Source organism: Parablastomonas sp. CN1-191 (assembly GCF_049354825.1).
Classification (GTDB): Bacteria; Pseudomonadota; Alphaproteobacteria; order Sphingomonadales; family Sphingomonadaceae; genus Novosphingobium.
Map to the genome: position 1 here is coordinate 1,964,648 of NZ_CP186480.1, position 13,261 is coordinate 1,977,908.

Genomic DNA, 13,261 nt, shown 5'->3' on the forward strand with positions numbered 1-13,261 from the left:
TGGCCGCGATGCCGCTGGTGACCGGATCGGCTCTGTCGGCCGACACCGCCGAGCTTCCTGCGTATCAGCGCCCGCCACCAGGAATGCCGCTGCCCCCGGGTATTCCGCCGCTGCCTGGAATGGCTAAGCCACGCCAGATTGTCTGGAAGATGGCGGGTGACAAGCAAATTCGACCGCAGGACATCCATGACGACGGCGCCAAGACCTACATTCTGTGGGGGCTCGACCAGGACTTGCCTGCCGTGTTCGCGCTTACCGCGAATAATCAGGAACAGGTCGTCGAAGGGTACATGCGCGGCGATGTCTACGTGATCGACCGGGTGCCGCCGAAGCTGGTGTTTCGGATCGATAACGCCAAGGCCACCGCCCAGCGCACGGTGGCCACGAAATGACCGCCACCGCGCAGCCCGATGACGTGCGGCCGGTTGTCCCACTCGCTAGACCCAGCAACCGCGCGGTGTGGCTGTTCGCGATCGGCGCCACGATCGGCGGAGCGCTGTTGTTCTCGGCGCTCAATGCCCGGCGTCAGCTGCTCGAAGCGCCGCAACCTGCCGATGAGAGCGCCGCGACGATCGGCTCACCGCCGCCGCTCGATGTGCCTGCCTATGGCGTTATCGCCGACGAGGCCTATCCTGATCGCTATCTGGCGCCGCGTGTCTATGGGCCGTTCGTACGGTCCGAGCCGGTGCCGGTCCGTGTAATCAGGGCCGCGCCAGTCGTGAGGACAGTGGCACCTGTAAGGGCGCCGGCGGCCCCAGCCGTCCAACCCCAACCGAGCCAGCCTTATTACGGCGCCAGCTATCGCAACGAGAACCCCGCGCAGACTTCGAATGCGGCAACGTCGCAAAGCGACACCAATACGAGCACCGATGCCAAGGACAGTTCGCGTGTCCATGCGTTCCAGATGGTCGGACCTTCGACCACGGTGCCGCAAGGGACGATCATCCAGGCAGTGCTGGAGACAGCCCTCGATTCCACGCGCGCTGGCGGTGTCAGGGCTTTGGTATCGCGCGACGTAAAGGGGTTCGACGGCACCCAGGTCCTGATCCCGCGCGGCAGCCGGCTGATCGGAGAATACGCCGCCGAGCTAAAACCCGGTCAGAACCGCGCGCTGATCCAGTGGAAGCGGCTGACACGCCCGGATGGAGTTCAGATCGCGCTGGACTCGCCTTCGTCCGACCCGCTTGGCCGGGCCGGGGTCAAAGGCAAGGTCAACAGCCACTTTCTTGAACGCTTCGGCGGTGCGTTGCTGCAATCCGTGCTCGATATCGGCACGAACTTGGCCTCCCGCCGCGTTGCCGGTGACGGTGTCGTCATCGCGCTCCCGGGCAGCTCGCAGACGATCAACTCGCGCGGCAGCGGCAATGATGTCCAGCGCACTCTGACGGTCAGGCAGGGAACCGGCGTCTCGGTGTTCGTTGCCCGTGATCTCGACTTTAGCACGGCGGCGCGCTGATGGGGGCCGAGCCCTGGTATCTGTCGAGCTTTCTGGAGCCGATCGCGCGATTCCTGGCAATGCCAAACGTGACCGACATCTACATCAACCGGCCCGGCGAAGTCTGGACTGAAGCGCTCGGTGGCAAGATCGAACGACACGAGCTGCCGAGCCTGAACGAAGCAGGGATAGCCCGCCTCGCGCGCCAGATCGCGGCATCCAGCGCGCAAGGCATAAACCGGGAGCACCCGTTGCTCGGCGCGACGTTGCCCGATGGCTCGCGGGTGCAGGTTGTCGCGCCACCAGCCACGCGCGGCGGGCATGTCCTGGCGATACGGCGCCACGTGTCGCGATCGCTGGCGCTCGATGGGTTCGAGGTTGCCAGCGAGATCAACACCAGCTCTTCGCTCGACAGCGGCACATTCAAGCCGATCGATCTGGACGGCGCCAAGGCGAAGTTGCGCGACGCCGTTATAAATCGCCGCAACATCCTGATCTCTGGCGGCACATCTACGGGCAAGACAACGTTCCTCAACGCGCTGCTGCGTGAAGTTCCGACTGACGAGCGGCTGATCCTCATCGAGGACACCCCCGAGCTCGAGCTTCAGCATCAGAACGCAGTCGGCTTGTTGGCCGCTAGGAGCACCCTCGGCGAGGCCGACGTGTGCGCCGACGATCTGCTCATTGCGGCCCTGCGGATGCGGCCGGATCGTATCATACTCGGCGAGCTCCGTGGGTCGGAAGCGTTTACGTTCTTGCGCGCCGTCAACACCGGGCATCCCGGTTCGATGACTACGATTCACGCCGATACGCCCGCGCGCGCCGTAGACCAGCTCGCGCTCCTCGTCCTGCAGACCGGCTCGAAACTGTCATGGGATGACGTCAGGCGCTATGTCGAAGCGAGCATCGACGTGTTCGTTCAGCTTGGTCGTCTTCACGGCAGGCGCGTTATCACGACGGTTCTGGCAAAGTCATGACGGTGTCGCCTTCACTTCTCGATCCCTCACCGGGCTCATCGCTGACCAGCGCAATGATCTGGCTGCAGGCTGCGATGCTCGGGCCTGTCGCCATTTCAATCTGCGTGATCGCTGTCGCGTTGCTGGGAATGGCGATGTTTACTGGCCGTATTCCGACCCGAGCTGGTCTTCGCACAGTCTTCGGCTGCTTCGTTATTTTCGGTGCGCCGGCAATCGCGGCTTCCTTCATGCATTCCGTCGGCGGTGGTAGCTCGGCTACGGCACCAACTGCGGCAACTGCACCTGCGATGCCCTTACCCGCACGCGAACCACTCAAGCCATCGACTTATGATCCGTATGCCGGGGCATCGGTGCGAAATGACTCATCCCGAAACTAATGGAAGCGTCGGCAACTTGGCGACAGGCTCAGACTGCCTGCAAACGTAGAACCCCGATCACCGGGACCTCGTCCGCAAGCCGCCTCATCACGCTACTTTTGTTTAAGCTTCACCTTGAACGCCGGACGGACGGCTTGAGCCTTGCGGGCCGCATCCTTGTTCGATGAAGCGCTACGCTCGGCAGCAATCTTGGCCCACATTGCTTCGCCCAACTTAAATAGTTTGCGATTGGTGGCTTCCAGCTTCTCCCAATCTGTTATTGTCGTGATCATGATCAACCTCGTTGATTAAGTGAGAAGCACGCCTTCGTGCTCCGCCCCTGCAGGATTGCCGAGGCGGATATGATTTACGGGATTGCGAATCTGGAACTGGACCTGGGCACTCGATTCCAGGGTAATGCGAGCTCGCCTCACATTGGCGGTATTTCAGCCTCCCGCTGCCGGCAGTCGTAAGAGAAGAAGACTTCTTTTCCGACCTTCATGGTCCACCTGCCATACTCGGTCTCGTTGAGCCCGCCGCCCCCGAAGGCGATGTTCACCCACTGGAATCCCAGGCCATCGACGTTGCACAAGATCCGAATGTGGCAGCCTTTAACGAGCAGCGTCCCGAGGAACGCGCCCTCGGTATCGTTAAGTAGGATCGACCGCAGCCTGATATGGCCTTCCCCTAACGGCGTTCCGTGATCGACCGGATCGGATGATAGCTCGAACGGTGCAAACTCGGGCAAGGAATCATGCTTCAACGTCACAGCGGCCCGAAATCCTACGCAGTCGCAAACGATGTAACGGTTACCGCTATCACCAAGGAACAGTCCCCTCGGCGTGTATATATCGAGCGGCATCTTCTCGTTGATGCCTAAACGGCTCCCCATCAACGGCTGGAAAAATTTCTCTTCATTACGCATGATCTTGGTCTCCTGTCGGCTGACTTGCCGACCAGAAGCCTATTTACGGGATTGCTATTCCGGGACCGGTGAGACCAAGAACCGACACCGTCTAGTCGGTCACAGCACATGCCGCCTCGTAGCCGCAAAGACAGATTTTCTCCGGTGTCGCAATCGCAGGCACACTACTTAATGCGATGCGGGGAGCTTTCCCGTAACCGCCATGAACGCGGCGCAGACTCAACCTCTCAGCGAAGGAGAATTAAATTTTTGGCCCAACGGCTATCGCGGAACCAACGCAGATAAAAATCTGTCTTTAACGCTGACACCAGCCGAACCACGATAGAATGCAGGTGACGACCCCCCCGTCATCACAGGCCATGCATCATCAGATCTACGAGCACCGGGAACCCAGATAATTATCGGGGTCTGGCTGTGGTTTGAAAAAAGCTGAGGCGGGAAGTTGGCTGGTTGGGGCAGGTTAGGCCTATGTCGAGATAGTTGGGAGTGGTGGTTGGGCTTGTTGGCGTGGCCACTGCAACTCAGGCGCTCCGCTAACCGAATTGTGGCAAAAATTATGGCATCGGCATATGCAGTCAAAGTTCTGCCGATTAAACAACGATAATTTGATCCCTCCGTCTCCGCCATGGGCTCCTAAACTTTACAGAATTTCCGCCCGCAAGGTGCGGTCCCCAAAAAGGGGACTTGCTTGCAGTCGCGGATGTTTGCCCGTGGACCGGAGCCTGCTGCGCGAGCGAGATCTTCGGCGTGCACGTTGAGCCCTTCGGCCATCGTTTGGCCAGGCGCGCATTACGCTCCGTCAATGCCAATGCCCCTTACCGGACGGCGAGTATCTCCCCGCGGGCTGCCCCCAAGATGGTATCGTAGAACTACGAATGCCCGCGCCATGGGCCGCGTGTTAGCCGGAACCGTCAGCCGATCGAAGGTATGCGCGGCAAGTTGCGACCCTGAGCCGCGGATAGCGGATTTCGATGATGCGGCTTGCGGCGTTCCTGCCCACGGCGAATCGCTTCGCCGTGTCGGGAGCGCCGCAAGTGCGGCGGCGCGGGCGCGATCGTTTGCACGAGGAGGCGATGATGGCAGTCCGATCCGGTGCCGCAGCGACGCCTGGCCCGCAGGTTTGGCCCGGGCGCCGATTCATGGCTCTGGGCGGGTCGATCATGGTCATTGCAGTGCTGATGTTCCTTCATCTCGAGGACGTCACCACCGGCGCGTTGTCGACATTCGGGCTGACCATCGCACTCACTGGCGCAATTCAGACCGGTAACGGCGCCGCGCTGTTGTTTCGCGGGCGAGGAAGTTCGTGGGCCTTGCGCGGCGCGGCGCAGCTTATCGCGGGACTGGCGATCGCAAACGCGCCGACACTGGCGCTGGTGACGACGACCCTGGTCGCTTCAAGTGCGCTGATCATATCGGGTTGCCTCGGCATGTTCCTGGCCGCGAAGTTCGCTATCGCGCCCGACTGGCTCGTGGCCTCCGGGCTTGTCGATCTGCTGACCGGCGTTGTGCTGGTGGTCGGCTGGCCGGCCGTCCTGCTGTGGATACCGGGTGGGATGCTGGCGCTGGCAATGCTGATGCAGGGCGCCGCGTTCGCAGCGATCGGACTGCACGTCTGGCGCGAAGGCGCCGAGGGACCGATGAGCGGCCATGCGCTGCTTCGCCGGCACTGAAAGTGGTTCGCGTGCTTCTATGCCGGAAGGCTACAAGATCAGAAACCGCACCCCCAGCGCAGCGATGAGTGCCAGTTCGCTGCTCAGCAACGCCAGCGCCGCGGCCCTGCCACCCATGCGACCGGCGTTGGCAATGACGACACCGATCTTGACCGCCATGTTCACGGCCACCGTGCCGCCAAGCGCCAGGGCGCCCAATGCCGCGCGCAGCTCCGCCGCCGGCAGGCTTGAAAGCGTCACGATGGCCGCATCGACATCGAGGCTGCCGGCAAGGAACAGGGACACGGCCGCGCCAAGCTCTCCCATCTGTGCTTCCGCCCATCGCACGCAGAGGGTGGCGGCGGCGGTCAGTGCGGCGAAGCCCAGCGCCGAGCGCAGTTGAAAGGGCGGACCCTGCTCGCTCCGCCGCGCTGGCGGCAACGCGCGCTCTCGCCGCCACAGGATTCCCGCGGCCAGCCACGCGATCAGGGCGGCGGGGGCAACCAGGAGCGCCAGGGGCACGAGCGCAGCGGGGGCCAGGATCGCGGTCAGGATCAGGACCCGGCAGTACATGACCGCTGTCGCAAGAGCGATGCCGGTGGCGTGCGGGCCCGGTTCGTCAGCGCCCAGTCGGGCGCTCAGCGCGGCGGTCACTGCTGTGGACGAGTAGGCGCCCCCGATAAGGGCGGTCGCCAGCGTCCCGCGTCGTTCGCCGAACAGGCGATTGGCAACATAGCCGGCGATGGAGAAGGCGATGACGATGAGGACGACGAGCCACAGCCTGAAGGGGTTCCAGGCGCCGTACGGGCCCATTGCCCGGTCGGGCAGAAACGGCAGGACCGCTGCCGCCAGGACCGTGAACTGGGCGAAGGCTGAAACTTCGGTAGCAGACATCGCGGCAACGAGGCGATGACTCTGCTTGCGCGTGGCCAGAAGTAGCGTCACCGCCCCGGCCGCGGCCATCGCCGGGCCCGGGAAACCAGCGCCCGCCAGGAGGCCCAGCACCAGCGTCAGCATCGCCGCGACAAACGTCGTCGCATCGCGCCGGCGTGCCCGCGCCAGTTCGCGCACATAGGCCGCCGCCAGCGCGCTTGCCACGATGGCGACGATCACCGTGGCGATGGCCGCGGAAAGGGCCTGGGCGATCACCGCCGACAGTCCGCCCAGGAGGCCGACCAGGGTGAAGGTCCGTACCCCGCTGATGCGCGAACCGCTGCGCGCGCCGCGTTGCTGCCAGCCGCGCTCGATTCCGATCATCAGTCCGCAGGCCGCGCCGGCCAGCCCGCCAAGGATCAGACTGTCAGGCATAGGCGGTCATCACTGCTCCCCGACACCGCTACTAATGCCGCGTCGCGGCCCGGCTTCTCCGCAATTCTACCAATGGCGCCGGTGCGTTGCTGCGCCCATTGATCGGCGTCCATCAGAGCATAGCAAAGGCGCCGCGTGAACGCTCAGATCATTTACAATGACATCGAAGGCTACTCTGCGGACAGCGGCGCGCGCCGCGTCCGGCCCGGAGCCGGTCCAGCGTGATGAGCGCGCGGGGTCGCCCGCTGCGACTACCGATCGTCCTGGCCGCTGCATTGCTATCGCTGCCCGGCATCACGGCTGCGCAAGTACCGGAGCCCGTGTGGGACGGTGCCGCAGCAAGCCGCCTGCTCGCGTATGCAGAAGAGGTTGGCAGTCAAGGGCTGGTGCCCGCGACGTACGGTGCGGCTGCGTTGAGGGCGGCGATCGATAGCGGCACGGTGCCTGCGCTCGACGCCGCCGCGAACCGCGTCTTCGCCGCCTTGGCGCGCGATCTTCAAGGCGGACATGTCAGCCCCGGTCAACGCCGCCAAGCCTCGTTCCCGTCGTCCGACTTGTCTGACGACGATATCACCGCGCTTCGCACCCGCGCGATCGCATCGGGCAATGTGGCAGCGGTGCTGGACGGGCTGGCACCCCAAACGCCGGATTATGCCCTTCTCCGCCGCAGCCTGGCGGAGCTTCCGTCCTCGGCCTCCGACCAGCGCGACAAGATCGCCGCCAGCCTGGAGCGGCTGCGCTGGCTGCCGCGGCGGCTGGGCTCAACGTATGTCTGGGTCAATATCGCGGCTTATCGGGCCCTGATCGTACGGGACGGCGAAACGGTCGCCGACCACAGGATCATCGTCGGCAAGCCTTCGACGCCGACCCGGCAATTCGCGGCGACGATAACCGGCGTCATCCTGAACCCGTCGTGGCAGGTGCCGCAGTCGATCATCGCCGAGAGCGTCGGCCAAATGGTTCGCTCCGCCCCCGGGCGCGCCCGCGCACAGGGGTATTCCTGGACGCGGACGGGAGGGCAGTTGCGGGTCGTCCAGGCGCCCGGGCCGCGGAATGCGCTGGGCGCCATGAAGCTGGACATGGCCAATCCGTTCGAGATTTATATCCACGACACGCCGGACAAGGCGCTGTTCGGCAACAGCGCGCGCCGGTTCAGCCATGGCTGTATCCGCACCGATCGGCCGCTGGAGTTCGCCGCAATCTTGCTGAAGGGCGAAACCTCGCCCGCCGAAGCGGCGCGGGGCGGAACGACCGTACGCCTTCCAATCACGCAGCCTGTCCCCGTCTATGTGGTCTATCTGACTGCAAGTGCCGACCCGGCGGGGGAGGTGGTTTATTCGGACGATTTCTACGGCCTTGATCGGGGCCTGAACGCGGCACTCGCTCGCCCGCGGCCATAGCGGAGCCTAGTCGCGGCCGGGTCTCTTGACCCCCACCGCGTACGTCGTTTTCCAACGCGCCTCGTCTCCCAGCCCGGCAGCGAACGCGACGCGCAGCGCGTCGGCGAAACTGACCACGCCCAGCTTGGCCATAGCGTTGGCACGGTAGACCTCTACCGTGCGGGAACTGATGTCGAGATCGTAGGCGATCGTCTTGTTGGGATAGCCGCAGGCGAGGCCTTCCATAACTTCCTGCTCGCGCGCGGTAAGCCGGGCGATCTGCGTCTTCGCCCAGCTTTGCCTGTCGCGCCGGGCGCTTGCATCGGCGAGCTGCGCAAACCCGAGATCGAGCGCGCGAAGCAGGACCTCTCGCTCAAACGGCTTTTCGAGGAAGTCGACGGCTCCAGCCCGCATGGCTTTGACAGCAGTGGCCACGCCGCCATGGCCCGTCAGTACGATGACCGGAAAATTCAGTCCCCGCCGCGCCATCGCGGCCTGGACTTCCAGTCCGTCGCGCCCCGGCATCCTGACGTCGAGAAGAACGCATGCCGGCATGTCGGGGTCGGCCCCGCGCAAGAAGGTCTCACCGTCTTCCCACTTCGTAGCGACATAGCCCGCACCGCGAAGCAGGAACTCCAGCGACCGCCGGATCGGCTCCTCATCGTCGACGACATGAACCAGCGCTGGATCCGCCATGGCTGCCCCCCCAAATGGCGGCCGCAAATGCGCCGCTCACGCGGTATAGCGCATACGTCTCCCGCTGAGAAACGGCACCCTGATCGACGGTGACGTCCTTCAATGCGCAAGGAACAGGGGAATATCGCTTTCATTGAGCAGGGTCACGGTCACGCCGCCGAAAAGCGTCTCCACGATCCGGCCGAGGCCGAAACTGCCCATGACGATGCATCCGACGCCCATGGCTTGCGCATGATCGAGTACGGTGTCGGCGACCTTGCCATCGCCGCTGATGCGTACGACTTCGGCGTGGATGCCACTGCGCGAGAGATAGCTTGCGGCATCGCTTGTCGATGGCCCGTCATCGGGCGCGTTGATTTCCAGGATCGTCACTGAAGATGCCAGTCGCAGGATCGGCACCGCCGCGCGCAATGCTTCGCACGCGCTTCCCGAACCGTTCCAGGCAATTAGCGCCGGCTTGGTGAAGTCGATACCGCGGACTTCCGGCGGCACTGCCAGCACCGGGCGGCGCGACTTCATCACCAGTTCGTTGACCAGGTGCTTGGCGTCGAACGGCGCGCCGTTCGCGGCGGGGCTCGAGACGACGATGACATCGGCAAGGTCGGCCGCCGCGCGCAGCTCGCCCGCCGGCCAGCCCGTGCGTTCGAGAAGCGTCCACGACACATCTTCGCCCCCCAGGCGCTGTCGCACGCGCGCCCGGTTCTCCGCCTCGCATTCGACCGCAATCTGCACCAGCATCGTATCGCTAAAGCCGTCGAAGCTGCCGGCTGCGGGCGGCACTGCAACGTCGACGCCGATGAGGTGTCCGCCGACCGCGCGCGTCAGGTCCAGGGCCGCTTGGAGCCGCGCTTCCTGGCCGGCATCATCATGAAGCAGAACAAGCACGTTTTCCATCGCAACACTCCTTGATGGGATCGTAGCGTAAGGGCGGCACTGGCCGCGGCCATTGGGAAACTTACGGAGAGGTTTTGCGACGGTCGCAGCGGCGATCCCTTGCCCGGCTTATCAAGATTCGCGTGGCGCCGGCAGCATGCGTTCGATCGCCCTGACCAGGACGGACTCGCTGGTGGGCTTGGCAAATATCGCACCGAAGCCGGCCGCATTCGCCGCCGCAACCTCGTTTTGATCGAGCAGGCCGCTGATGAGTATCGCCGGTCCCGTCCAGCCCGATCTCCGCAAGCAGCCCAGGAGCGCGATCCCGTCCAGCCCGGGCAGCATGAGGTCGGCGATGAGGCAGTCGCAGCTGCGCGCCTGAAGGTCGTCGGCCGCCCGGATCGACGAGGCGTAGGCCCGCACGTCGTAACCGGTCGCCTGGAGCAGGAGCTGCAGGCTGCGCCGCACGGGATCGTCGTCGTCGACCAGGAGGATTCGTGCACCGCGGGGCGTAATCGGCGCAGTGCGAACGGCAGAGGGAAGGGCGAGTTCGGTCACAGCCCGACCATCGGAACTGGGGCAGCATTGAGCTATCCGTAATGTTCCCGAGAGAACGTCGCTTCGGTTTCCGAGGGCGGAGGCTTGACCAGGGTCAGGCTGAACCTTGTCCCTCCACGGTCCCCCGGCTCGGCGGCGATGGAGCCGCCATGGGCCTCGACGATCGTGCGGCAGATCGAAAGACCCAGCCCAAGGCCGGATGCCTTGGTGGTGTTGAACGCATCGAACAAGCGGGCCTGCACCAGAGGGTCTATGCCGCAGCCGGTGTCGGTCACCGCGACTTCCACAGTATCGGGAGCGATCAGGGCGGTTTCGACCGTCAGCTCGCGCAGAGGGCTGTCCGCCATGGCTTCGACCGCGTTGCGCATCAGGTTGAACAGGACCTGCTGGATCTGGATCCGGTCGATCAGGACCGGCGTCGCGTCCGGATCGAAGCGATAGATCGTCCTGACGACGCTTTCGCTTGTGCCGACGAGCGCCAGGCTGCTGGCTTCCGCAATGACCGCGGGCAAGTCCTCGACCGCTTTCGACAATTCGCCGTGGGCGACGAAATCGCGCAGGCGGCGAACGATTCGTCCGGCCCGCAATGACTGCGCGGAGATTTCGCCGATCGCCTCCGCCACCAGCCCGCTATCGCCAGCCACCGGCTTGCCGAGCATGGCCGTGACTGCTTCGGCGTAATTGGCTATCGCGGTGAGCGGCTGGTTGAGCTCGTGCGCCAGGGTAGAGGCAAGCATCCCCAGCGCGCTGAGGCGGGCGACGTGAATCAGCTCTGCCTGAAGTTCCTCCACCTTGTCTTCGAAGCCGCGTCGCTCGGTCAGATCCTGGATAAAGCCGGTGAACAGCCGCTGGCCGGGCAGATCGACCTCGCCGATGGACAAGTGCATCGGAAATGTCGTCCCGTCGGCACGCGCCCCCGTTACCACGCGCCCCGCCCCGATGATCCGCGACTCTGCAGTGTCGAGATAGCGCTGGATGTATCCGTCATGCGCTTCTCTGTCGGGCGAGGGCATCAGGATGCTGACGTTGCAGCCGACCGCGGCTGCCTCGGACATGCCGAACAGCACCTGCGCGGTCCGGCTGAAGGACAGGATTATGCCATGATCGTCGATCACGACCATCGCGTCGGGGACGGTTGCCAGGATCGACTGGAGGTGCGCCTCGCGCCGGCGCAGCGCGCGCTCCTCTGCGCGGCGGGTGGTAACGTCGTGGACGATCTTGGCGTAGCCGGCAGACGCACCGTCCGGCGACGTCACCGGGCGAACGGAGACTTCGGCCAGGAATTCCGAACCGTCCGCACGCTTATGCCAGACTTCACCCAGGAACCGGCCCTCGGCACTGGCCGTTGTCAGTTGATCGCGAATCGTTTCAGCCTCGGCGTTTGCCAGCAAAATCGCTGCGCTTCGGCCGACGACATCGGCACGGCTGCGCCCGAACAAGCGTTCGGCCCCGGTGTTCCAGGATGCAATGCGGCCATGCCGATCAAGCAGGACCATGGCATAGTCGCTGACCCCGTCCACAAGCAATTCCAGCTGCCCGCGTGAGCGCGCTGCCAGGGCGTGCGCGCGCCCGCGAGTCTCTACCAGCCACCCCACGCCGCCGCACACGCCGATGAACAGTGCCGCATGGAAAAAGCTGGTCACATAAAAACGGTGGTCCGCCGGAAGCTGCCAGAATGCGAACCCCAGGGCCAAGCCACCGGCGAGGATTCCCGGGCCGCGGCCACCGAAAATCAGGCTGAATGCGACCGGCAGCACGTAGATGAGCAGAACCGATCGGTCGCCGAATAGCGGATCGGCTATTCCGAGGCTGAACAGCGCGGCCATCAGGCTGGTCAGAATCGCCACGGCATATCGGGCCGAGGCCGACATGAGCTGTCCTGCGCACCCGAACGGCGCCATCCCATTCCCCTTCGGCGCCACGATAGACCCCGTTAGCTGGGTGATAAAGTCCGGCACGACCCCATCGTCAAGCGACCGCAGCGGCGATGGCGCAGTCCAGGTCCGCAAGCATGAATGGGCCCTCGAGGCACGCGCCACTGGGCAGCGCCCGCTGGAGCGAACAACGGTCCTGCGTCACCGCGAGTACCGGCACGTCGCATGACCGTGCCAGGATCTCGGCAACCTTCACTGGTGAACCATCGGCGATCGACTTCCCGATGACGATCAGGTCGGGTCGGTGCTGGCGGGCCGCTTCGACCGCCTGGCGGCCGCTGCAGCTATGGTCGAACGAATTGAACCCCAGGCCATGAAGCCGACGCTCGATGCCGCGGCTGATCGCGATGTTATCGTCGATGATCAGGGCGTGGCTCATGGGTGTGATCCTTTCGCTGCCGCTCTGGCGGGTGCGGGGGCCCTGTACTATCCGGAATTATCCGGAAGGCACCCTCGTCACGCTGCCGGAAACGGTACCTCCACGCCTTGCGGGCAGCGTGCATCGGCAATGTCCGCCATGACGTGGAAGGCGCAGTCATCGACCTGCTTCAGCAGCATGCGGTATTCCCGCGGGGGCAGGCCAGGCACCACGCCATCGAGATGGAGGTGGCTGGTGGCGCTAAAGCCGAACACCGTGCGCAAGTACGTCTCGAACAGGTTTCGCAGCGACGTCAACGCGCCCTGTTCGTCCAGCCACGCGGCCAGGCTTGCCGACGTCGTCAACGACACGAGGCGCTTGCCGGCAAACAGGGGATGACGCGTCATGCCATGCTGGTCGAACGTAAACCGCGCGCCGAAAATGCGATCGACGTAGCCCTTGATCATCGCCGGCGGTCCGCCGAACCACACCGGATAAACGAGCACGAAAACATCCGCACCGGCGATTGCCGCCAGTTCGACGCTGACGTCGGTCGCCAGCGCGGCATCCGGACCGCGCTCGCGCCGATCATGCGCAGTGAGCACGGGGTTGAACGGGAGGCGATAAAGGTCTCGCAGCACCACCTCGTGCCCATAGCGGCGAACCGTCTCGGCATAGTGGGCGGCGACCGCCATGGTGAAACTGTCAGGCTCGGGATGGCTGACGATGAGTGCGTGCTTTACGGGTGGGTTCATGATCGGCGCGCCCTGATCTTTGAAACGACAAAGCTATCAGGGCGATGACGCCGCTCGT

At 64.4% G+C, this 13,261-nt stretch carries 15 protein-coding genes; 6 read left to right on the forward strand and 9 right to left on the reverse strand.

Translation table 11 applies throughout. The annotated features are described in order from the left end of the window. Nucleotides 1-8: 8 nt before the first annotated feature. Genes ACOYW6_RS09770 through ACOYW6_RS09785 form a run of 4 tightly spaced genes read left to right on the forward strand, consistent with a single transcriptional unit; the run spans nucleotide 9 to nucleotide 2,789 of the window. Nucleotides 9-392 carry a TrbG/VirB9 family P-type conjugative transfer protein gene (locus ACOYW6_RS09770; protein WP_423141123.1) on the forward strand — a complete coding sequence of 128 codons (384 nt, stop codon included), beginning with the start codon at nucleotides 9-11 and terminating at the stop codon, nucleotides 390-392. Further along, nucleotides 389-1,456: a TrbI/VirB10 family protein gene (locus tag ACOYW6_RS09775; protein ID WP_423141124.1), complete on the forward strand. Its 1,068-nt coding sequence runs from the start codon at nucleotides 389-391 to the stop codon at nucleotides 1,454-1,456. The genes ACOYW6_RS09770 and ACOYW6_RS09775 overlap by 4 nt, the downstream gene beginning before the upstream one ends. Beyond that, nucleotides 1,456-2,412 (forward strand): P-type DNA transfer ATPase VirB11, encoded by a 957-nt coding sequence (gene virB11 / locus ACOYW6_RS09780; protein ID WP_423141125.1) that lies wholly within the window; start codon nucleotides 1,456-1,458, stop codon nucleotides 2,410-2,412. The genes ACOYW6_RS09775 and virB11 overlap by 1 nt, the downstream gene beginning before the upstream one ends. A 53-nt stretch (nucleotides 2,413-2,465) precedes the next feature. After that, nucleotides 2,466-2,789 (forward strand): TrbC/VirB2 family protein, encoded by a 324-nt coding sequence (locus tag ACOYW6_RS09785; protein ID WP_423143108.1) that lies wholly within the window; start codon nucleotides 2,466-2,468, stop codon nucleotides 2,787-2,789. A 92-nt stretch (nucleotides 2,790-2,881) separates the two neighbouring features. On the opposite strand, the gene ACOYW6_RS09790 is transcribed toward ACOYW6_RS09785, so the two are convergent. Further along, nucleotides 2,882-3,061, reverse strand: coding sequence for a hypothetical protein (locus ACOYW6_RS09790; protein WP_423141126.1), 180 nt, complete (start codon nucleotides 3,059-3,061; stop codon nucleotides 2,882-2,884). 137 nt (nucleotides 3,062-3,198) lie between these two features. Continuing rightward, nucleotides 3,199-3,693: a hypothetical protein gene (locus ACOYW6_RS09795; protein ID WP_423141127.1), complete on the reverse strand. Its 495-nt coding sequence runs from the start codon at nucleotides 3,691-3,693 to the stop codon at nucleotides 3,199-3,201. Between the two features lie 1,139 nt (nucleotides 3,694-4,832). Between ACOYW6_RS09795 and ACOYW6_RS09800 the strand changes: the two genes are divergently transcribed. Next, complete coding sequence (locus ACOYW6_RS09800; RefSeq protein WP_423141128.1) at nucleotides 4,833-5,363, forward strand: hypothetical protein; 531 nt, start codon at nucleotides 4,833-4,835, stop codon at nucleotides 5,361-5,363. A gap of 30 nt (nucleotides 5,364-5,393) precedes the next feature. On the opposite strand, the gene ACOYW6_RS09805 is transcribed toward ACOYW6_RS09800, so the two are convergent. After that, complete coding sequence (locus ACOYW6_RS09805) at nucleotides 5,394-6,650, reverse strand: MgtC/SapB family protein (protein ID WP_423141129.1); 1,257 nt, start codon at nucleotides 6,648-6,650, stop codon at nucleotides 5,394-5,396. Nucleotides 6,651-6,874: 224 nt separating this feature from the next. On the opposite strand from ACOYW6_RS09805, the gene ACOYW6_RS09810 reads away from it, so the two are divergent. Further along, entirely contained in the window at nucleotides 6,875-8,050 is a 1,176-nt protein-coding gene (locus ACOYW6_RS09810; RefSeq protein WP_423143109.1) for a L,D-transpeptidase family protein, read from the forward strand. 6 nt (nucleotides 8,051-8,056) lie between these two features. Here the strand turns inward: ACOYW6_RS09810 and ACOYW6_RS09815 are convergent, their stop codons facing one another. From ACOYW6_RS09815 to ACOYW6_RS09840, 6 genes are all read right to left on the reverse strand, one after another. Then, the gene (locus ACOYW6_RS09815) at nucleotides 8,057-8,725 is read right to left on the reverse strand and encodes a response regulator transcription factor (protein ID WP_423141130.1); all 669 of its coding nucleotides are present in this window, start codon (nucleotides 8,723-8,725) and stop codon (nucleotides 8,057-8,059) included. A 99-nt stretch (nucleotides 8,726-8,824) separates the two neighbouring features. After that, the gene (locus ACOYW6_RS09820; protein WP_423141131.1) at nucleotides 8,825-9,619 is read right to left on the reverse strand and encodes a universal stress protein; all 795 of its coding nucleotides are present in this window, start codon (nucleotides 9,617-9,619) and stop codon (nucleotides 8,825-8,827) included. Nucleotides 9,620-9,730: 111 nt separating this feature from the next. Then, complete coding sequence (locus ACOYW6_RS09825; RefSeq protein WP_423141132.1) at nucleotides 9,731-10,156, reverse strand: response regulator; 426 nt, start codon at nucleotides 10,154-10,156, stop codon at nucleotides 9,731-9,733. A gap of 32 nt (nucleotides 10,157-10,188) precedes the next feature. Further along, nucleotides 10,189-12,003, reverse strand: a complete 1,815-nt coding sequence (locus ACOYW6_RS09830; RefSeq protein ID WP_423141133.1) for a PAS domain S-box protein — start codon at nucleotides 12,001-12,003, stop codon at nucleotides 10,189-10,191. Between the two features lie 121 nt (nucleotides 12,004-12,124). Further along, complete coding sequence (locus tag ACOYW6_RS09835) at nucleotides 12,125-12,469, reverse strand: response regulator (RefSeq protein WP_423141134.1); 345 nt, start codon at nucleotides 12,467-12,469, stop codon at nucleotides 12,125-12,127. 77 nt (nucleotides 12,470-12,546) lie between these two features. Next, a complete protein-coding gene (locus ACOYW6_RS09840) occupies nucleotides 12,547-13,203 on the reverse strand; it encodes an NAD(P)H-dependent oxidoreductase (protein WP_423141135.1) in 657 nt (218 codons plus the stop codon). Between the last annotated feature and the right edge of the window lie 58 nt (nucleotides 13,204-13,261).

Bases quoted from the DNA above. Each gene is read 5' to 3' on its own strand.
- ACOYW6_RS09805 (WP_423141129.1), bottom strand. From the start codon at position 6,650: ATGCCTGACAGTCTGATCCTTGGCGGGCTGGCCGGCGCGGCCTGCGGA.
- ACOYW6_RS09770 (WP_423141123.1), top strand. From the start codon at position 9: ATGCCGCTGGTGACCGGATCGGCTCTGTCGGCCGACACCGCCGAGCTT.
- ACOYW6_RS09815 (WP_423141130.1), bottom strand. From the start codon at position 8,725: ATGGCGGATCCAGCGCTGGTTCATGTCGTCGACGATGAGGAGCCGATC.
- ACOYW6_RS09795 (WP_423141127.1), bottom strand. From the start codon at position 3,693: ATGCGTAATGAAGAGAAATTTTTCCAGCCGTTGATGGGGAGCCGTTTA.
- ACOYW6_RS09775 (WP_423141124.1), top strand. From the start codon at position 389: ATGACCGCCACCGCGCAGCCCGATGACGTGCGGCCGGTTGTCCCACTC.
- ACOYW6_RS09790 (WP_423141126.1), bottom strand. From the start codon at position 3,061: ATGATCACGACAATAACAGATTGGGAGAAGCTGGAAGCCACCAATCGC.
- ACOYW6_RS09840 (WP_423141135.1), bottom strand. From the start codon at position 13,203: ATGAACCCACCCGTAAAGCACGCACTCATCGTCAGCCATCCCGAGCCT.
- ACOYW6_RS09820 (WP_423141131.1), bottom strand. From the start codon at position 9,619: ATGGAAAACGTGCTTGTTCTGCTTCATGATGATGCCGGCCAGGAAGCG.
- ACOYW6_RS09800 (WP_423141128.1), top strand. From the start codon at position 4,833: ATGGCTCTGGGCGGGTCGATCATGGTCATTGCAGTGCTGATGTTCCTT.
- ACOYW6_RS09785 (WP_423143108.1), top strand. From the start codon at position 2,466: ATGATCTGGCTGCAGGCTGCGATGCTCGGGCCTGTCGCCATTTCAATC.
- ACOYW6_RS09835 (WP_423141134.1), bottom strand. From the start codon at position 12,469: ATGAGCCACGCCCTGATCATCGACGATAACATCGCGATCAGCCGCGGC.
- ACOYW6_RS09810 (WP_423143109.1), top strand. From the start codon at position 6,875: ATGAGCGCGCGGGGTCGCCCGCTGCGACTACCGATCGTCCTGGCCGCT.
- virB11 (WP_423141125.1), top strand. From the start codon at position 1,456: ATGGGGGCCGAGCCCTGGTATCTGTCGAGCTTTCTGGAGCCGATCGCG.